Here is a 19,016-nt window from a genome sequence, read left to right as displayed (position 1 = left end):
GATGCTGACATCCGATTCGATGTCCCTACTATGGCTGACCTATCTGGGTTTGTCTCTGGTCGTGCTGGTAGCTGGCTACCTGGCATTGCCTTTTCTGCCACGCCTGCTGCGCCTGCCGATCACGGGGATGGTGGCGGGTATTCTGTGGATACCGACCCGCTTTCGGCTGCCGCTGGTTGAGGAAGGCGAGTTCTATACCGGCATGGCGCCGGCGGTAGTGGTAGCGACCGTTGCCCTTCTCGAGCGCAATGGTGCGGTGCTGATGACGTCCGGTTTACTGGTTGCCGCCGGTGCCTTGCTGGGCATCGCCATCGGTGTCTTGCTGGCATGGCGGCTGCGCCATGATGGCCCGCCCGAGGAAGGAACGCAGGGAAAACGCAAGCACAAAGACAGCGAGTCGCACAATAACAGCAGGCGCCAAGGCAGGTCTGGCGAACAGTCGCGTCAGCAGCCCAAGCGCCGGGAGCCGAAAATCGGCTAGGGAGCCCCGATGGGGAGGGAGTGGAACAAGGTGTGGCGCGGGCTTGTCGCTCTGGCTGGGTGTCTGGCTGTGTCGAGCTACTTGTCAGCCGCATCGCTTGATGAAGAGCAGCCGGAAGTTCGGGTCATCATCGACGTTTCCGGCAGCATGCGCCACAACGATCCCGACCAACTGGCCACCGAGGCTCTCGAACTGTTGGTCGCGCTGGTACCCAGTGGGGCCAGGGCCGGGGTCTGGACCTTCGGTGAGCGAGTGGCAAACCCGCTGCCACCTGGACCGGCCAATCTAGAATGGCGTGATCGTGCCAGGGCGTTGTCCAGCCTGCTGGTCGACTATCAGCAGTACACCGACATCGAGTCCGCTATTTTTCAGGCAGCGTCGGCCGAGGAGGTCGCGGGACCGCGTCATCTGGTGCTGCTCACCGATGGCAGGATAGATCTGCCCGACTGGCGAGGCAGCAAGCCGGCCATCGACACGGCTTCGCGGGAAGCGCTGCTGGAGGAACTCGGCCCGAGGCTGGCCGAAGAGAACGTCGTCGTGCATGCCATCGCCTTCTCCGACGAGGCCGACATGGATCTGGTGGAGCGACTCGCGCAGATGACCGGCGGGCTATCGGCGCCGGTGGCTGCCCCGGATGCTTTGCTGACCGCCTTCCTTGCCATCGTCGATCGCATCTTTCCCAGCGACCGGGTGCCGGTCACCGACCAGCGTTTTCTCATCGAACCGGGTCTGCGTGGCTTCACGGCGTTGCTGTTTCGCGGCGAGGGCGAAGAGATGCCGGAACTGGTGGCACCGGATGGCCGTCGCTATTCTGCCGACTCGCCTCCCGATGGCGCCGAATGGCGTCGCGAATCTCGTTATGATCTCGTTCAGGTGCCCGACCCCCAGGCGGGACAGTGGCGCCTCGAAGGGGCGCCGGGTCAGGACAGTCGTATCACCATCGAGTCGCCGCTCAGCCTGCAGACCGCCGGGGTGCCGGATACTTTCTACATCGGGTTCGACGTGCCGGTGGAGGCCTGGTTCGCCCGCGATGGGGAGGCGGTGGTCGCCGAAGCGCTGCCCCCGCATTTGCGATTGACGGCCGAGCTACGCGACGCCTCGGGGGCGGTGCAGTCGGCGGTGACTCTCAGTCAGCAGGAGTCGCGGTTCGTCGGTCGCTTGCCCGCTCCGGCCTTGGGCGGCAACGCCCAGTTCGTGGTCCGTGCGGAAGGCCAGGGCTTTCGCCGGCAGTGGGTGCAGCCGACCAATGTGTTGCCGGCAATTTCTGCCCAGCATGATGAGGACGGCCAGCGAGTTCTGCTGGCCGCCGAGCACCCCCAGCTCGATCGCGACAACACTCGCCTCTTTGGTCAGCTCCAGGGGGCACGCCTCGAGGCGGAACCCGTCGGAGAGCGGCGCTGGAGCATGACCTTGCCGGAACTGGATGCGGCCCTCAGCATACCGTTGATACTGCGCGGTGAAGTCACCTTCGACGGCGAGACACGCGAGCTGCACCTCCCGCGCCTGATGCTGTTTTCCTCGGTCGACACGGCGATCGACCAGGTCGATGCCTCTCCCGCCTTGGAGGTGGCGCGCTTCCACGAGGAGCTGGCGCCGGTGCGTGAGTCTCGCACAGGATCGGCGTTGCCGGAGCCGGTCGAGCGTGTCGTCAGTCACGTGCAGGAACTGCCGCGGATCGTCCGGGAGCGCTGGAGAGAATGGCGGCCCGTGCTGGCCGAGCCGCTGGAAAAGACCTTGAGTGAACCGCTGTGGCGCTGGCTGCTGGGCACGTTGCTGGCCGCCCTCGTACTCCTGATACTACTGGTCAAGCTCTTGCGGCGCCGCCGCGCAGTGCCACGGGAGGAGCCGCATGTGTGAATTGCTGGGCATGAGCGCCAACGTGCCCACCGACATCTGCTTCAGCTTCACCGGTTTTCTCCACCGCGGTGGTGGCACCGGGCCGCATCGGGACGGCTGGGGGATCGCTTTCTACGAGGCGGGCGGCTATCGCGACTTTCGCGACCCGCATCCCTCGGTGCGTTCCCCCATCGCTCGTCTGATCACCGACTATCCGATCAAGTCGCACATTGCCATTAGCCACATCCGCCAGGCCAACGTGGGGGAAGTGCGTTTGGCGAATACGCATCCGTTCACTCGCGAAATGTGGGGTCGAACCTGGTGCTATGCCCACAACGGACAACTCGAAGGCTGGCAGGGGCTGCCGCTGAGCTTCTACCGGCCGGTGGGTGACACCGATAGCGAGCATGCCTTTTGCTGGATGCTCGCCTCGCTGCGCCAGTACTTCCCCGAGGCGCCCGCGCTGGGCTCGTGCGATCTCAGCTTGGGTGAGCGCCACCAGGCCCTCTGGCAGCGACTTCATCAGCTGTGCGAGATGCTACGCGTCAAGGGGGTCTTCAACCTGCTGCTGGCCGATGGCGAGTTTCTCTATACCTACTGCTCGACGAAGCTGGCTCATATCACTCGTCGTGCCCCGTTCGGCAGCGCGGAACTCTCCGATGCCGAGTTGACAGTCAACTTTGCCGAGCACACCACGCCAGATGATATCGTCTCGGTGATCGCGACCGAACCGCTGACCTGCAACGAGGCATGGGTTCGCATGGTGCCGGGGGAGCTGCTGGTATGGCGCCATGGCCGTATCGTCGCTCGCTTCGTGGCCGAGTCGTCCTCATCCGCAGGCTGATACTCGCTCAACCGGAATGACTTGCCTTTCTAGCGCCTTTTGCCCAGTTTGATAGTCGTTGGCGTTGATTATGGGGAGGGAATGGAATGAACGATTGTTTCAATCGTTCGTTTTGCAGTGGCGTCATGCCTAGTATATCGTTACTGGCCAGTCAGAATAACAACGGACGAGGTCGAGGGATGAGCGACCGCCGTCAATGATGCTGTGGAGATAGCGCCAATGAGTGAGCAAGCCAACGCCGGTATCCTCAACGGTCCCGAGCTGAAGGGCATGGAGAAGTACCGATCGCTGATGGATGTCTTCCATGCGGCGGTGAAACGCTTTGCCGACAACCCGGCATTCACGTGCATGGGGCAAACTCTGACCTTTGCCGAGCTCGATCGCCTCTCGGCCGACTTTGCCGCCTGGCTGCAGCACGAGACCGGCCTGCAGCCGGGCGATCGCATCGCCATCCAGCTACCCAACGTGCTGCAGTTTCCGGTCGCGGTGTTCGGGGCCCTGCGCGCCGGCCTGGTGGTAGTCAACACCAACCCGCTCTACACCGAGCGTGAAATGGCCCACCAGTTCAAGGATTCCGGGGCGCGGGCGATCCTGATCCTGGCCAACATGGCGAACAAGCTCGAGAAGATCCTCGACCGTACCGATATCGAGCACGTGCTGGTTACCGAGCTTGGCGATCTGCACGGCTTCCCTAAGCGCTTCCTGATCAATGCCGTGGTCAAGCACGTCAAGAAGATGGTGCCATCCTATTCGCTGCCGATGGCGATCCCGTTTCGTACGACGCTCAAGGTTGGCGCCTCCCGGCAGCATCGTGAGGTCGAGCGGGGGCTCGATGACATTGCCGCACTGCAGTACACCGGGGGCACCACAGGCATGCCCAAGGGCACCATGCTCACTCACCGCAACCTGGTGGCCAATATGCTCCAGGCGGAAGGGGCCATCGGCCCAGGTCTGGAGCAGGGCAAGGAGGTGGTGATCGCGCCTCTGCCGGTCTACCACATTTATACGTTCACGGTGAACTGCCTGTTCTTGATGGAGACCGGCAACCATTCCATTCTGATCACCAACCCTCGCGATCTGGACACCTTCGTCAAGGAGTTGCAGAAGATCAAGTTCTCAGGCTTCATCGGTCTCAATACGCTGTTCAATGCCTTGTGCAACCGTGACGACTTTCGCAAGCTCGACTTCTCGCGCCTGCACCTGACCATATCCGGCGGCATGGCACTGACCAAGGCGGCGGCGAATCGCTGGGAAGAGATCACCGGGTGCCCCATCGCCGAGGGCTACGGACTCACCGAGACGTCCCCGATCGTCAGCTTCAATCCCATCGACGCTATCCAGCTCGGCACCATCGGCAAGCCGGTGGCTGGCACATCCGTCAAGGTGGTGGACGCCGACGGCAACACCCTGCCGCTGGGCGAGCCGGGCGAACTCTGCGTCAAGGGGCCACAGGTGATGAAAGGTTACTGGAACCTCGACGAGGAGACGGCCAAGGTCCTGACCGAGGATGGCTGGTTCCATACCGGCGATATTGCGGTACTCCAGGGGGATGGCTACATCAAGATCGTGGATCGCAAGAAGGACATGATTCTCGTGTCCGGCTTCAATGTCTATCCCAATGAGATCGAAGACGTGGTCGCCAAGCACCCTGGCGTCGTCGAATCCGCCGCGGTGGGAGTTCCCGACGAGAACAGCGGCGAGGCGGTCAAGCTGTTCGTGGTCGCTCGGGACGAAAGCCTGGACGAGAAGAGCCTGCGTGAATGGTGCAAGAAGGAGCTGGCGGGCTACAAGGTGCCCCGCTTCGTCGAGTTCCGCGATGAACTGCCCAAGACCAACGTCGGCAAGGTGCTGCGTCGACAGCTGCGTGACGAGCAGAGCGGGAGCGAATCCGCCTGAGATTGGCCGAGCTTCGGCCAGCAGCGTTACAATGACCTGCCCGCCCCGGCATGCCGGGGCGGGCAGGTTTTCCTTGGCAAGAGGCGTTTCGTGAGTACCGTTACCTCCACTGGCTATACCGATGACAAGACCGAGCTGCAGCGCCTGGACCAGGCATTGGGCGAGGTCATGTTGCGTGACCGTGACGCCCTCGTGCGCAGGTTGAACGGCTTGACGCGTCGCTTGCGCGAGGGCAAGCCGGTGGATCGAGGCCTGGCCGAGGTGGCCCGCAGCGTCGAGCGTTCTGCGGCGCTGGCGGCTCGGCGCGCGGCCCAGCCGGTAACGCTGAATTATCCTTCCGAGCTGCCGGTGGCCGAACGCCGCGACGAGATTCTCGCCGCCCTGCGCGATCATCAGGTGGTGGTAGTGGCCGGGGAAACCGGCTCGGGCAAGACCACCCAATTGCCCAAGCTGTGCCTGGAGTTGGGCCTGGGGCGTCGAGGCTTGGTCGGCCATACCCAGCCACGGCGGCTGGCGGCGCGCTCGGTGGCCGCGCGCCTGGCCGAGGAGCTCGAGGTGCCGTTGGGCGTGCAGGTGGGCTACCAGGTTCGCTTTACCGATCAGACCGGCGACGACACTCTGATCAAGCTGATGACCGACGGTATCCTGCTGGCCGAGACTCGCCACGATCCAGACCTTCGCCGCTACGAAGCGATCATCATCGACGAAGCGCATGAGCGTAGCCTCAACATCGATTTCCTGCTCGGCTATCTCAAGCGGCTGCTGCCTCGGCGCCCCGACCTCAAGGTGATCATCACGTCGGCGACCATCGACGTGACGCGCTTCGCCGAGCACTTTGCCCTGCCTGGGGCCGATGGCCAACCGCAGCCCGCCCCGGTGGTGGAAGTCTCGGGCCGCACCTATCCGGTGGAGGTGCGCTATCGGCCGCTGGTGCGCGAGGCCGACGACGAGGCCGACCGCACCTTGCAGGAGGGCATTCTCCACGCGGTGGAGGAGATCGAGCAGGTCGAGCGCGACAAGCGCTGGCTCCATGGGCCCCGCGACATCCTGGTATTCCTGCCAGGCGAGCGCGAGATCCGCGAAACTGCCGATACCCTGCGCCGTGCCGATCTCAAGGGCACCGAGATTCTGCCGCTCTATGCGCGGCTCTCCAATGCCGAGCAGAATCGCGTATTCGCTGCTCATGCCGGGCGGCGCATCGTGCTGGCGACCAACGTCGCCGAAACCTCGCTCACCGTTCCCGGCATCCGCTACGTGATCGACCCGGGACTGGTGCGTATCAGCCGTTACAGCTACCGCGCCAAGATCCAGCGCCTGCCGGTGGAGCCGGTCAGCCAGGCCAGTGCCGACCAGCGCAAGGGGCGCTGCGGGCGCGTGGCCGAGGGCGTTTGCATCCGCCTCTACGATGAGGAGGATTTTCTCTCCCGCCCCGAATTCACCGACCCCGAGATCCGGCGTACCAACCTGGCGTCAGTGATCCTGTCGATGCTCTCCCTCAAGCTCGGCGACATCGAGCAGTTCCCCTTCGTCGACCCGCCCGACTCGCGCTTCATCAAGGATGGCTTTCGCCTGCTGTTCGAACTGGGGGCGGTGGATGGAGGCAATCGCCTGACGCCGACGGGGCGTAAGCTCGCCCGACTGCCCATCGATCCACGCCTGGCGCGTATGGTGTTGGCAGGGGCCGAGCAGGGCGGGCTGCGCGACGTGCTGATCGTGGTCTCGGCCCTGGCGGTACAGGACCCGCGCGATCGTCCGGCGGAGAAGCGTCAGGCCGCCGATCAGGCCCACCGACGTTGGCACGACCCGGACTCCGACTTCGTTGCGCTGCTCAACCTGTGGCAGGGTTTCGAGGCGGCGCGCGAAGCGCTTTCCGGCAATCAACTGCGGCGTTGGTGCAAGGAGCACTATCTCAATTACCTGCGTCTGCGCGAATGGCACGATACCTTCCGACAGTTGCGACAGTTGCTGCGCGAGATGGAGATCGAGGTGCCGCCTCCCACCCCGCTGCCCGAGCCTGCGCAAGACGGGGACGCGCATGATCAGGCTCGTCAGCAGGTGCGCCGCCAGAGCGCCGTCCAGTTGCACAAGGCGTTGCTGCCAGGCCTGCTCTCCCATCTCGGCTTGCTCACCGAGAATCGCGAATACCTCGGCGCGCGCAACCGCAAGTTCGTCATTCACCCCGGTTCCGGCCTGGCCAAGAAGTCACCCAAGTGGGTAATGGCCTTCGAACTGGTCGAGACCACCCGACTGTTCGCCCGTACGGTAGCGAAGATCGAGCCACAGTGGATCGAGCCGGTGGCCGAGCATCTGGTCAAGCGTAGCTACAGCGATCCCCATTGGGAGATGAAGCGGGCCCAGGTGGTGGCCAAGGAGCAGGTCACCCTGTTCGGCCTGCCCATCGTGGCCGGGCGCAGCATACACTACGGGCCGGTTGCGCCGCGCGAGGCGCGAGAGCTGTTCATCCGCCGTGCCCTGGTGGAAGGCGAATTTCGCACCAAGGGGGAGTTCTTCGACTACAATCGCGCACTGGTGGAAGAGATCGAGGATCTCGAGGACCGGGCGCGCAAGCGCGACATCCTGGTCGACGAGGAAACCCTTTTTGCCTTCTATGACGAGAAGGTCCCCGATGACATCGTCAACGGCAAGGGCTTCGAGGCTTGGCGCAGAAAAGCCGAGGCCCAGGACCCGCACGTTCTCAAGTTCGATCGGGCTGCCCTGCTGGCCCGGGAGGCCGCGGAAGTCACCCAGGCGCAATATCCGGATGAGCTGGTGCTCGGCGGGGTGCGCTATCCGCTCGAGTATCGCTTCGAGCCCGGCGCAGCGGACGATGGCGTGACCTTGACGGTGCCGGCAGCCATGCTGCCCCAACTGCCGAGTGCACGCCTCGAGTGGCTGGTACCGGGGCTGCTGCGGGAGAAGTGCATCGCCTTGCTCAAGTCGTTGCCGAAGGCGATCCGTCGCCAGGTGGTACCGATTCCCGACTGGGTGGATGCCGCGCTGGAGACGCTGACGCCAGACGATGTGCCGCTTACCGAGGCGCTGGGCGAGTTCCTGCGGCGGCGCACCGGGGTACGGCTGCATCCCGACGACTGGCGCAGCGACCAGCTCGAACCGCACCTGATCATGAACGTCAGGGTGGTCGATCATCAAGGCCGGCTGCTGGGGCAGGGGCGCGATGTACGCGAACTCGAGCGCCGCTTCGAAGTGGCGGCGGGCGAAGGCGCGCGGGCGTTGGCCGCCGAGGTCAGCGACGCACCCGACGTCACCGGTTTGCCCGAATCGCCGCTGCCCGAGTCGCGCGTGACCACCCAGGCGGGCATCCGGGTCGAGGCCTACCCGGCACTGGTGCCGGAAGGCGAGGCCTTTCGGATCGAACTGTTCGATCATCCCGGCAAGGCCGAACAGGCGCATCGCCGCGGTGTGGTGCGGCTGGCCATGACACGTTTGCCGGACCAGGTGCGCAGCATCCAGCGCCTCAAGGGGCTCGAAGCATGTGCTCTGCTGTTTACCAAGGTAGGCAGCAAGCGCGAACTGTTCGACGACGTGGTCGAGGCGGTCTTCGCCCGCGGCATGGCCCAGTCGCCGCTGCCGCGCTCGGCCGCTGAACTCGACGCTCGGCTCGAAGCGACCCGGGCCGAGCTGGTACCCACAGCCGAGGCGCTGGTGGCCACGCTCAAACGCACACTCGAAGGCCATCTGGCCGTTACCAAGGCGCTCAAGGGTAGCCTCAACCTGGCGCTGGCACTGGTATACAGTGATCTCAAGACCCAGATGCAACGGCTGGTGCATCCCGGCTTCGTGAGCGAGGCGGGCGAGTGGCTCGAGGAGTGCCCGCGCTACATGGAAGCGGCGCTCATACGGCTGGAGAAGGCGCCACGCGAACGCATGCGCGACCAGATGCATATGCAGGAGGTCCAGGACTTCGAGGCGCGCCTGGCCGCACGTCGCGAGAGCCAGCGTCGTGGCGGCCACGAGGACCCCGAGCTGGTGGAGTTCGGCTGGTGGATCGAGGAGCTGCGAGTGTCGCTGTTCGCCCAGCAGCTCGGCACCCGCATGCCGGTGTCGGTCAAACGTCTCGAGCGGCGTTGGGCGGAGCTGGTGGGGCACGGTCAAGGCTGAACTTGGCCTGCCGATATACGAGACATGAGGCATCGGCTTGCCGATGTAGAGCCAGCGGCCAGGCGGCCGCACGAGGGAGAAGATGATGACAGACGTCGTGATTACCGGTACGGGACTCTTCACACCGGAGCACGCCATCGATAACGATGCCCTGGTCGCTTCGTTCAACGCCTGGGTAGACGCCGAGAATGCGCGTCACGCAGCAGCGATCGAGGCCGGCGAGCGCGAACCGCTGCTACACTCCAGCAGTGAGTTCATCGTCAAGGCCTCAGGTATTTACAGTCGCTTCGTCATGGATGCCGAGGGCATCCTTGACCCCGAGCGAATGCGTCCACGGCTGCCGCAGCGCGGCAACGACGAACCCTCGATCCAGTGCGAAATGGGTTTGGCGGCAGCGCGCCAGGCGCTCGATGCCGCCGGCATTGCCGCCACCGATATCGATATGGTGGTGGTGGCATGCTCCAACCTGGAGCGTCCCTATCCGGCAGTGGCGGTGGAGCTGCAGGCGGCCTTGGGGACCCAGGGACATGCCTTCGACATGAACGTGGCCTGCAGCTCTGCCACCTTCGCCATCGACCTGGCTGCAGGCGCCATTCGTGGCGGTAACGTCAAGCGTGCTCTGGTGGTCAGCCCCGAGATTTGTTCGGCTCACCTCAACTTCCGCGACCGCGACAGCCACTTCATCTTCGGCGATGCCTGTACCGCCGTGGTGCTGGAGGATGCCGAGCTGGCTACGGCAGAGGTTCGTTTCGAGATCCTCGGCACGCGCCTGGCGACGCGCTTCTCCAATGCCATTCGCAACAATGCCGGCTTCCTCAACCGGGTCACCGACAGCGACCCCCTGGCCAGCGACAAGCTGTTCGTGCAGGAGGGGCGACGTGTGTTCAAGGAGGTCTGCCCCATGGTGGCGGCGTTGATCAGCGATCACCTGGCCAGCCTCGAGCTTTCCGGACAGCATCTTTCACGCCTGTGGCTGCATCAGGCCAACCGCCACATGAACGACCTCATCGCGCGGCGTGTCCTGGGTCACGACCCCGAGCCTGGCCAGGCCCCGATCATCCTGGATCGCTACGCCAACACCAGCTCGGCGGGTTCGATCATTGCCTTCCATCTGCACCATGCCGACCTGGCATCGGGGGCGCTGGGGGTGGTCTGCTCGTTCGGTGCCGGGTACAGTGCCGGCTGCGTGGTGGTGCGTCGCCAATGACGCATCGACCCACGCCAACCTCTGAGGAGACGTATCCGATGGTCGTAAAGCAGACCGGCTTTGCCACTCGCCTACTGGTCGCCCTGGCCGCCATGGCCATGCTGGCAGGCTGTGCCGGGCGGGTGACAGTGGAGGAGCGCCACCCCGATGATCCCTGGGAGGGCTTCAATCGCCAAGTGTTCTCCTTCAACGAGGCAATCGACCGGACGGTACTGAAACCGGTGGCTCGCGGCTATCGTGCGGTGACGCCGCAACCGGTACAGACCGGTGTCGGCAACTTCTTTTCCAACCTGGGGGAGATCCGCACCACGCTCAACAGTCTGCTGCAGGGCAAGCCCGCCAATGCCGGACTATCGACATCGCGCTTTCTAATCAACACGACGGTGGGCATCGCCGGTCTGTGGGATTTTGCCACTCACATGGGCATTACCGCTGATGAGGAGGACTTCGGCCAGACGCTTGGCGTGTGGGGCGTCGGGGAGGGGCCCTATCTGGTCCTGCCGCTACTGGGCCCCAGCACGGTGCGCGATACGTCCGGTCTGCCGTTGGATGCGTATACCTATCCGCTGACCTACGTTGAGGATGACAAGGTGCGCTACGGCTTGACCGCGCTGCGTATCGTCGACGTGAGGGCAGGTTTGCTGGATCAGGAGGAGCTGATCCGCGGAGACCGCTATGTCTTCATTCGCGATGCCTACCTGCAGCGCCGACGCTTCGAGGTCTCCGACGGCGAGCAGGGCGACGATCCTTTTGCCAGCGATGAATTCGACTTCGATTTCGACGATGACGATTTCGATGACAGCGAATTCGACGATGCTGACTTCGCCGATTGAGGCCTGAGCCGATGGATGCATCCAAGCCGTTGATCGGCGTACTCGATGAGCCCGGTGCCTATCGCGATGCCCTGGCCGATACCATCGCCCGCGATGGTCTGGCAGTGTATGCCGCACAACGCCTCGAGGATCTGCCGCCAGAGACGGCCTTGGTCGTCGCCCATGCCCAGGCGATTCCCAGCCTGGCATGGTCGAGCCTGACGGAACGTCTGCCCACCGTCGTGGTCAGTGATTCACGCCTCGACGCCGACCTGTTGACGGCGGTCGACGTCGGGCTGGTGGACTATGTCGTCGAGCCGATGCGCCACGGTCAGCTGCTGCGGCGCATGATCCGCAAGGCGATCGAGCTGCGACAGCTTGAGAATGAGCGCAAGCAGGACCGTGAACGCCTGGCGCAGCTCAACGCGCACCTGGAAGAACTCAACGAGAGCCTGGAAACGCATCTGGCGCTGCTGCGTCTCGATCAGCAGGCAGGAGGGCAGATCCAGCGCAAGCTGTTGCCGCCCCATCCACAGACCATCGGTGGCGTGACCTGCGACTACTGGCTGATCCCTTCGCTCTACCTGTCGGGGGATTTCCTCGACTTCCAGCGCTTTGACGAGCGATACACGCTGTTCTATTTTGCCGATGTATCCGGCCACGGTGCCTCTTCCGCATTCGTCACCGTCCTGCTCAAGTACCTGTTCAACCGCTGGCTGGGCGATTGGAATGCCTGCCAGCCGGAGGCGCTGCCAGCGCGCTGGTTGGCGGCGCTCAACCGGGAACTGCTGGACGCCGGGATCGGCAAGCACGCCACGCTGTTCGTCGGCGTGATTGACCGACAGACCCGCGAGCTTCACTATTCGCTGGGCGCGCAATTGCCCAAGCCGCTGCTGGTGGCGGATGGCGAGGTGTTGGAGCTGCCCGGTGAGGGCATGCCGGTAGGCCTGTTTCCTGACGTGGAGTATCCACGTTTGAGGTATAGGTTACCGGCGAACTTCCGGTTATGGTTGTGTTCGGATGGAGTATTGGAGTGCCTGCCGGGCGAAACGCTCGACGCGCGGCTCAGGGAACTCGAGCAACGAGTGCGTACCTGTACGACGTTGGAGCGGCTTCGCGACAGCCTGATGCTGGACACTCCCCGCGACATCGATGCCGAAGGGGATGACGGCGCACAGGAACTGCCCGATGACCTGACGATCATGATGTTGAGCGGATTTGGTAATGATCACGAATGAGGGCCGCGTCCAGGCGGCGTTCGACTCCGGTGTCTTCGTGCTCAAGCTGTGCGGCGACGTACGCTTGACGCTCTGTGCGACGCTGGATACTCAGGCCCAGCAGCTCGCCCGCACACCGGGCCTGCAATCGCTGATAATCGATCTGCGTGAGGCCACCAACGTGGACTCCACTGCACTGGGTTTTCTGGCCAAGGTGGCCATGGCGGTCAAGGATCGTATCCTCTACAAGCCCACCATCGTGGTGGACAATCCCGACGTGCAGCGCATGCTCGAGGTCATGGGCTTCGCTCAGTTCTTCGCCATGGTCAAGGCTCCGCTGACCGAAACCTGCGAACTCAGCGACCTGCCCGAAATTCCCGCCGATATGGAAGGGATGCGCAAGCGCATCCTCGAGGCGCACCGTATCCTCATGCGCATGAGCGATCACAATCGGGAAGAGTTTCAGCCGCTGGTCGAAATGCTGGAGGCACAAGAGACCTCCCATACCGACAAGCACTAGCGAACGTTCCAGGCGTGGCGTCAGGCAAGACGCCACGCCCCGTCCCATTCTGTTCCCGCGACGGTCATGTTACTGACGCAGTTGTCCCAGCAGCTTTTCCAGCTTGCGCTGGTCGTCGGCGAACTTGCGTATGCCCTCGGCCAGCTTCTCGGTGGCCATGGCGTCCTCGTTCATTGCCCAGCGAAACTCTGCTTCGTCCTGGGGCTCCGGCGGCGAGGTCTCGGCGCCGGCCGGGCTTAGCCGCCGTTCGAGACGCTCATGGCTCTCGGCCAGTTCGCCGAGCAGGGCCGGGGAGATGGTCAGGCGGTCGCAGCCGGCCAGGGCCAGGATCTCGCCGACATTGCGGAAACTGGCCCCCATGACAATGGTCTTGTAGCCATGCCCCTTGTAGTGCTCGTAGATGCGCTTGACCGACTTGACGCCGGGGTCGTTGTCGCCGCTGAAGTCGGCATCCGGCCACTTGGTCCGGTTCCAGTCGAGAATGCGGCCGACGAAGGGCGAGACCAACGTGACCCCCGCATCGGCGCAGGCTTGTGCCTGAGCGAAGCTGAACAGCAGGGTCAGGTTGCAATGGATGCCTTCGCGCTCCAGTTGGCGGGCGGCGCGGATGCCCTCCCAGGTCGAGGCGACCTTGATCAGGATGCGTTCGGGGCCGATGCCGTGGCGGTCGTAGCGCTCGACCAGCGAACGAGCCCGGGCCAGGGTCGCCTCGGTGTCGAAGGAGAGCCGGGCGCTGACTTCGGTGGAGACGTAGCCGGGCACTAGGCCACTGATCTCGCTGCCTATCTCCACGGCCACTGCATCCAGGGCATCGTCGATGTCGGTGGCCTGCCGGGCTATATCCCCAAGCCGCTTGCGCCGGTCTTCGTGCTGGGCGGCCTGCAGGATCAGCGAAGGGTTGGTGGTGGCATCGGTGGGCTGAAAACGACGGATGGCATCGATGTCTCCGGTGTCGGCCACCACGGTGCTCATCGTCTTGAGTTGGCTAAGCAGGTCCTCTGCCATTGCAGTCTCTCCTGAGTGTCGGTATCGAGCCACTTTAGCAACTGGAAGGTGAAGCGAACAGCCGCCTGGCCGAGGCAGCACGCCGGCAGTTGCGCTATGATTAGCCTCCTAGCTTTTTTTACCGAGGTGACACGGAGTTCTCTTGACCCTCTCTCCCCGACGCGTGGCCCTGCTTGTGGCTACCAATACTGCATTGGCTCCTTTTGCCATCGACGCCTATCTACCCGCCATGTCGGCACTGGCTGACAGTATCGGCGCCAGTATTCACCATACCGAACTCTCGCTGAGCGCTTTCCTGGCCGGCTTTGCCCTGGGCCAGCTGCTGTTCGGGCCGCTCTCCGACCGGGTGGGGCGAAAGCCGGTGCTGCTGGGTGGCCTGGTGGTCTTCCTCCTGGCGAGCCTGGTGATCACCAGCGTTGACTCGTTAACGGAGCTGTTGGCCTGGCGGTTCGTGCAGGCGTTGGGGGGAGGTGCCACGGTGGTCAACTCGGCGGCCATCGTGCGGGACTGCTTCAGCGGTCGGCAGGCTGCCAAGGTGATGTCGACCATGGCGATCATCATGCTGCTGGCGCCCCTGGCGGCGCCGGTCGTGGGTAGTGGGCTGCTCTATCTTGGCGACTGGTGGCTGATCTTCGTCTTCCTGGCCGGCTATGCCGCCTTCCTGATGTGGCTGATGGGTACCCGGCTGCCGGAGACCCGCGCTCCCGGGGCGCCTGCCGCCTCGCCGCGCCAGATGCTGGGTAACTATGTCAGCGTGCTGCGCCACCGCGAGGCCATGGGCTACGTGTGTGCGGCCTCCATGTCCTTCGCCGGGCTGTTTGCTTTCATCACTGCCTCGCCTTTCCTCTATCTGGAGCATTACGGGCTGAGCCCGGGGCACTATCCGCTGGTGTTCGGCGTCAACGTGGTCACCATGGCGGCTTCCAATCGCCTCAACATCCGCTTGCTGCGCCGGCGCAGTCCGCAACAGAATCTGCGCCTGGGGCTGGCCATTCAACTGGCGGCGGCCTGCGGGCTCGCACTGCTGGTCGCTACCGGGCTGGAGTCGCTATGGAGCGTGGTGCCGCTGATCATGCTGTTCGCCGGCACCATTGGCCTGGTGGCGCCCAACGCCATCTCCTCGCTGCTCGATCACTTCCATCATATGAGCGCCACGGCGGCCGCCTTGCAGGGCAGCATCCAGTTCTCCTGCGGCGCCCTGGCCGGCGTGCTGGTGGGTGCCTTCCAGATCGACAGCGCCTGGCCCATGGTGGCCACCATGCTGGGAGCCTCGCTGGCGGGCAATCTGGGGTTGCGTGTGCTGGCGGGCAGGGCAGGGCTGACGGCTGCTGGCCCGTCGTCGCCCTGATTGAATTGCCAGGATTTGCGGGGGCGATAAAGTTTGGTCACATTGTCATGAAGCTGTCATCGAGTGTCGGCATCGTATGCCATGCAAGGGCGAGATACCTTTCTCATCGACAGGAGTGACCCGCATGAACCGCACCATCAAGAGCCGTGTCTTCAAGACCACGATCGTTGCTGCCGCCGTCATGGGCGTGGTGGGCGTCGCACAGGCTCGCGAACAGATCCGCATCGTCGGCTCCAGCACCGTTTACCCGTTTGCCAGCTACGTGACCGAGGAGTTCGGTGCCATCACCGAATACCCGACGCCGGTGATCGAGTCGACTGGCTCCGGCGGTGGTATTCGTCTGTTCTGCAACGGTGTGGGTGAGGGTACTCCCGATATCTCCAACGCCTCTCGCCGCATCAAATCCTCGGAGCTCGAGCGCTGCGAAGAAAACGGCGTCACCGACGTCACCGAAGTCAAGATCGGCTCCGACGGTATCGTTTTCGCCCAGTCCAGTGAGAACGAAGCACTGGACCTGACCCTTGAGCAGCTGTTCCTGGCCGTGGCAGCCAAGGTGCCGCAGGACGGCGAGCTGGTCGACAACCCTTACGAGAAGTGGAGCGACATTGACGCCTCGCTGCCGGATCGCGAAATCTCCATCTATGGACCGCCCACTACTTCCGGCACTCGCGATGCCTTCGAGGAGCTGGTCATGGAGGCCGTCTCCGAAGACATGGAGGCTTATGGTGGCGAAGCCTACACCGATATTCGGGCCGACGGTGCCTATATCGACGCGGGTGAGAATGACAACCTGATCGTCCAGCGTCTGGCAGAAGACACCGGCTCCTTCGGCATTTTCGGCTACTCTTTCCTGGTCGAGAACCAGGAGGCGCTGAACGCTTCGAGCATCGGCGGCGTCGAGCCGGAAGCCGAGGCCATCAGTGCCGGCGACTATCCGATCGCCCGCTCGCTGTTCTTCTACGTAAAGAACCAGCACGCTCAGGACGTATCGCCGCTGTATGACTACGTCGAGATGTTCGTCTCCGAGGAGATGATCGGCGAGGGTGGTTACCTGACAGACCTTGGCCTGATTCCGCTGCCTGAGGCAGAGCGCGAGCAGACGCGCGCCAGGGTCGAAGAGCGTGCCAGCCTGCAGGCTTCCGACCTGAAATAACAAGGCAGCAGGCAGGGAGGCCTGGTCGGCCGGCAGCTCTCGGGTTGCCGGCCTTTGCACGTTCCGGCACCCTGCCGTCGTCAGTTACCCGAGAGAGAGACATGCAGACCAATCAACATCTGATCCTTTTCCTAGGCGGCCTGCTGTTGCTGGGGCTGATCGCTTTTATCCTGGGGCGGTCCAAGGCTGCCAGGGTTCGAGCCTCGGGACAGGCCATGTACGCCCAGCCCGATCAGTACGCCTGGTTCACGGTCGTCGCTACCGCCGGGCCGGCGTTGCTGGTCGGCGCCGTCGGTGCTTTCCTGATGCTGCTAGTGGGGGCCGAGATTCCCACCGCCTACCTGCTGGCGGTCAGCCTGGCGGTCGCCGCCATCGGCGCCGCCGTCGGTATCCGCTGCGTGCGTCCCGACTTTCATGCCCGCGAGGCCATCGAGCGGGTGATTCGTTGGCTGCTGGTAAGTGCTGCGCTGATCTCGATCTTCACCACTTTCGGTATTCTGTTTTCGATCGTCTTCGAGGCGCTGCGCTTCTTCCAGATGCACAACTTCTGGGAGTTCATTACCGGCACCGTGTGGAATCCGGGCGCGAGTTTTCTGGCAGCGGCCGGACGGGCGGACGACGCCTCCAGTGCCGCCCAGTTCGGCTCGGTACCGCTGTTCGCCGGCACCTTCATGATCACCGCGATCGCCATGCTGGTAGCCATTCCCATCGGCTTGCTGGCGGCCATCTACATGGCGGAGTTCGCTCCCCAGCGCGTGCGCACCCTGGCCAAACCGACCCTGGAGGTGCTGGCCGGCATACCCACCGTGGTCTACGGCTTCTTTGCTGCCATCACGGTGGCGCCGATCATCGTCAACATTGCCGGTTTCTTCGGCCTCGATGCCTCGTTCAACAATGCCGTGGCACCGGGCGTGGTGATGGGCATCATGATCATTCCTTTCATCTCGTCGCTTTCCGACGATGTCATCAACTCCGTGCCAGACAGCATGCGGCAGGGGTCGCTGGCCCTGGGCATGACCAAGGGGGAGACCATTCGCGACGTGGTCATTCCCGCGGCGCTACCCGGCATCATTTCTGCGTCGCTGCTGGCGGTGTCGCGAGCGCTAGGCGAGACCATGATCGTGGTGATGGCCGCCGGCATGCGGCCCAACCTGACGGCCAACCCGCTAGAGGACATGACCACCGTGACGGTGCGCATCGTGGCCGCGTTGACCGGAGATCTCGAGTTCGAGAGCGCCGAGACGCTCTCGGCCTTCGCCCTTGGGCTGGTGCTGTTTGCCGTCACGCTGAGCCTGAACCTGGTGTCGGTGCTGATGATTCGTCGCTTCCGTGCCAAATACCGCGTCAACAACCTGTAACGCCGAGGATACGACCCGATGAGCCAATCCTTCGACGTCATCAGCTCGCAGCTGAAGAAGCGTCACCGCAAGTCGGCGCGGCTGAAGTGGATTTCCATGAGTGCGCTGGGGCTGGCAGGCCTCTTTCTGGTGCTGTTCTTTGCTGACATGCTGAGCAAGGGGCTACCGGCCTTCCAGCAGGCCTATATCCAGGTCGAGCTGGAGTACAACGAGGATGCGACCCGCATGGGGCGTGCCGCCATGGACCCCGAGGTCGCCAGGCTGGTGAGCCGGACCTTCGAACGCCTCATTCCTGGCCAGCTGCGTGCCAATCCCGAGCTGCTGGGCACCAGCGAGACCCGCTGGGTGTTGGCCACGAGCGAAGTGGACCAGTACCTCAAGGGGCACGACAACAAGCTGCGCGGCAACCAGCAGGAGGTGGTCGATGAGTTGATCGAAGCCGGCCGCCTGGAGCTGCGTTTCAATACCACATTCTTCACGCGCGGCGATTCCAAGATGGCCGAGAGTGCGGGCATTCTCTCTGCCGCGGTGGGGACGGTGCTGACCATGCTGGTGACGCTGGCCATCTCCTTCCCCATCGGGGTGATGACGGCGGTCTATCTCGAGGAGTTTGCCCCTGACAATCGCTTTACCCAGCTGATCGAGATCAATATCAACAACCTGGCAGCGATCCCCTCGATCCTGTTCGGCCTGCTGGGGCTGGCGATCTTCATCAGCTTCTTCGGCGTGCCGCGCTCCTCGCCGCTGGTGGGCGGCATGACATTGGCGCTGATGACACTGCCGGTGATCATCATCGCCACGCGCACGGCGCTGCGCAGCGTGCCGGATTCGATTCGCCATGCCGCCTTCGGCGTCGGCTGCTCGCGCTGGCAAGTGGTTCGCGACCACGTGCTGCCGCTGGCCATGCCGGGCATCATGACTGGTTCGATCATCGGCCTGGCCCAGGCCATGGGGGAGACGGCGCCGCTGATCATCGTCGGCATGGTCGCCTTCATTCCTGACGTGTCGGCCTCGTTCACCCAGGCTGCCACCGTGCTGCCGGCACAGATCTTCACCTGGGCGGGGGAGCCTGAGCGCGCCTTCGTCGAGAAAACCGCGGGCGGCATCCTGGTCCTGTTGTCCATTCTTATTTTCCTGAATGCCACTGCCGTCATCCTGCGCAAGAAATTCGAGCGCCGCTGGTAGGCCAACCGAGGTCACGAATCGATGAACATTCAAGT

General features: G+C 63.8%; 14 protein-coding genes. 13 read left to right on the top strand and 1 reads right to left on the bottom strand.

What is annotated here, in order from left to right:
• The first annotated feature begins 1 nt into the window (after nucleotide 1).
• From KPL81_RS13975 to KPL81_RS13935, 9 genes are all read left to right on the top strand, one after another.
• Nucleotides 2-481 carry a hypothetical protein gene (locus KPL81_RS13975; protein WP_209477623.1) on the top strand — a complete coding sequence of 160 codons (480 nt, stop codon included), beginning with the start codon at nucleotides 2-4 and terminating at the stop codon, nucleotides 479-481.
• A gap of 69 nt (nucleotides 482-550) precedes the next feature.
• A complete protein-coding gene (locus tag KPL81_RS13970) occupies nucleotides 551-2,338 on the top strand; it encodes a vWA domain-containing protein (protein WP_219792720.1) in 1,788 nt (595 codons plus the stop codon).
• Nucleotides 2,331-3,161: a class II glutamine amidotransferase gene (locus tag KPL81_RS13965; protein WP_219792719.1), complete on the top strand. Its 831-nt coding sequence runs from the start codon at nucleotides 2,331-2,333 to the stop codon at nucleotides 3,159-3,161. Before KPL81_RS13970 ends, KPL81_RS13965 begins: the two co-directional genes overlap by 8 nt.
• 219 nt (nucleotides 3,162-3,380) lie before the next feature.
• Nucleotides 3,381-5,057, top strand: a complete 1,677-nt coding sequence (locus KPL81_RS13960) for an AMP-binding protein (protein ID WP_219792718.1) — start codon at nucleotides 3,381-3,383, stop codon at nucleotides 5,055-5,057.
• Nucleotides 5,058-5,147: 90 nt separating this feature from the next.
• Nucleotides 5,148-9,176: an ATP-dependent RNA helicase HrpA gene (gene hrpA / locus KPL81_RS13955; RefSeq protein ID WP_219792717.1), complete on the top strand. Its 4,029-nt coding sequence runs from the start codon at nucleotides 5,148-5,150 to the stop codon at nucleotides 9,174-9,176.
• Between the two features lie 85 nt (nucleotides 9,177-9,261).
• Nucleotides 9,262-10,383, top strand: coding sequence for a beta-ketoacyl-ACP synthase III (locus tag KPL81_RS13950; RefSeq protein ID WP_219792716.1), 1,122 nt, complete (start codon nucleotides 9,262-9,264; stop codon nucleotides 10,381-10,383).
• A 38-nt stretch (nucleotides 10,384-10,421) separates the two neighbouring features.
• Nucleotides 10,422-11,216 (top strand): MlaA family lipoprotein, encoded by a 795-nt coding sequence (locus KPL81_RS13945; RefSeq protein ID WP_219792715.1) that lies wholly within the window; start codon nucleotides 10,422-10,424, stop codon nucleotides 11,214-11,216.
• Nucleotides 11,217-11,227: 11 nt separating this feature from the next.
• Nucleotides 11,228-12,433, top strand: a complete 1,206-nt coding sequence (locus tag KPL81_RS13940) for a PP2C family protein-serine/threonine phosphatase (RefSeq protein WP_209477636.1) — start codon at nucleotides 11,228-11,230, stop codon at nucleotides 12,431-12,433.
• Nucleotides 12,420-12,932 carry an STAS domain-containing protein gene (locus KPL81_RS13935; protein ID WP_209477638.1) on the top strand — a complete coding sequence of 171 codons (513 nt, stop codon included), beginning with the start codon at nucleotides 12,420-12,422 and terminating at the stop codon, nucleotides 12,930-12,932. The genes KPL81_RS13940 and KPL81_RS13935 overlap by 14 nt, the downstream gene beginning before the upstream one ends.
• A 69-nt stretch (nucleotides 12,933-13,001) precedes the next feature.
• Here KPL81_RS13935 and tal read toward each other — a convergent pair whose 3' ends face one another.
• Entirely contained in the window at nucleotides 13,002-13,937 is a 936-nt protein-coding gene (tal, locus tag KPL81_RS13930) for a transaldolase (RefSeq protein ID WP_219792714.1), read from the bottom strand.
• Between the two features lie 142 nt (nucleotides 13,938-14,079).
• Between tal and KPL81_RS13925 the strand changes: the two genes are divergently transcribed.
• The 4 genes from KPL81_RS13925 (at nucleotide 14,080) to pstA (ending at nucleotide 18,981) form a co-directional block, all read left to right on the top strand.
• On the top strand, nucleotides 14,080-15,285 hold the full coding sequence (locus KPL81_RS13925; RefSeq protein WP_219792713.1) for a Bcr/CflA family multidrug efflux MFS transporter: 1,206 nt from the start codon (nucleotides 14,080-14,082) through the stop codon (nucleotides 15,283-15,285).
• A gap of 124 nt (nucleotides 15,286-15,409) precedes the next feature.
• Complete coding sequence (locus KPL81_RS13920; protein WP_219792712.1) at nucleotides 15,410-16,438, top strand: substrate-binding domain-containing protein; 1,029 nt, start codon at nucleotides 15,410-15,412, stop codon at nucleotides 16,436-16,438.
• 101 nt (nucleotides 16,439-16,539) lie between these two features.
• Nucleotides 16,540-17,796 carry a phosphate ABC transporter permease subunit PstC gene (gene pstC, locus KPL81_RS13915; RefSeq protein WP_219792711.1) on the top strand — a complete coding sequence of 419 codons (1,257 nt, stop codon included), beginning with the start codon at nucleotides 16,540-16,542 and terminating at the stop codon, nucleotides 17,794-17,796.
• Between the two features lie 18 nt (nucleotides 17,797-17,814).
• A complete protein-coding gene (gene pstA / locus KPL81_RS13910; RefSeq protein WP_209477648.1) occupies nucleotides 17,815-18,981 on the top strand; it encodes a phosphate ABC transporter permease PstA in 1,167 nt (388 codons plus the stop codon).
• Nucleotides 18,982-19,016: the final 35 nt, after the last annotated feature.

This window comes from Billgrantia antri (genome assembly GCF_019430905.1).
Classification (GTDB): Bacteria; Pseudomonadota; Gammaproteobacteria; order Pseudomonadales; family Halomonadaceae; genus Halomonas; species Halomonas antri.
Note: the sequence above shows the minus strand (reverse complement) of the source record. Positions and strands in the feature narration are given on the sequence as shown.

Coding starts and splice junctions, on each gene's coding strand:
- KPL81_RS13935 (WP_209477638.1), top strand. CDS start 12,420: ATGATCACGAATGAGGGCCGCGTCCAGGCGGCGTTCGACTCCGGTGTC.
- KPL81_RS13940 (WP_209477636.1), top strand. CDS start 11,228: ATGGATGCATCCAAGCCGTTGATCGGCGTACTCGATGAGCCCGGTGCC.
- tal (WP_219792714.1), bottom strand. CDS start 13,937: ATGGCAGAGGACCTGCTTAGCCAACTCAAGACGATGAGCACCGTGGTG.
- pstA (WP_209477648.1), top strand. CDS start 17,815: ATGAGCCAATCCTTCGACGTCATCAGCTCGCAGCTGAAGAAGCGTCAC.
- KPL81_RS13945 (WP_219792715.1), top strand. CDS start 10,422: ATGGTCGTAAAGCAGACCGGCTTTGCCACTCGCCTACTGGTCGCCCTG.
- KPL81_RS13975 (WP_209477623.1), top strand. CDS start 2: ATGCTGACATCCGATTCGATGTCCCTACTATGGCTGACCTATCTGGGT.
- KPL81_RS13950 (WP_219792716.1), top strand. CDS start 9,262: ATGACAGACGTCGTGATTACCGGTACGGGACTCTTCACACCGGAGCAC.
- KPL81_RS13960 (WP_219792718.1), top strand. CDS start 3,381: ATGAGTGAGCAAGCCAACGCCGGTATCCTCAACGGTCCCGAGCTGAAG.
- pstC (WP_219792711.1), top strand. CDS start 16,540: ATGCAGACCAATCAACATCTGATCCTTTTCCTAGGCGGCCTGCTGTTG.
- KPL81_RS13920 (WP_219792712.1), top strand. CDS start 15,410: ATGAACCGCACCATCAAGAGCCGTGTCTTCAAGACCACGATCGTTGCT.
- KPL81_RS13965 (WP_219792719.1), top strand. CDS start 2,331: ATGTGTGAATTGCTGGGCATGAGCGCCAACGTGCCCACCGACATCTGC.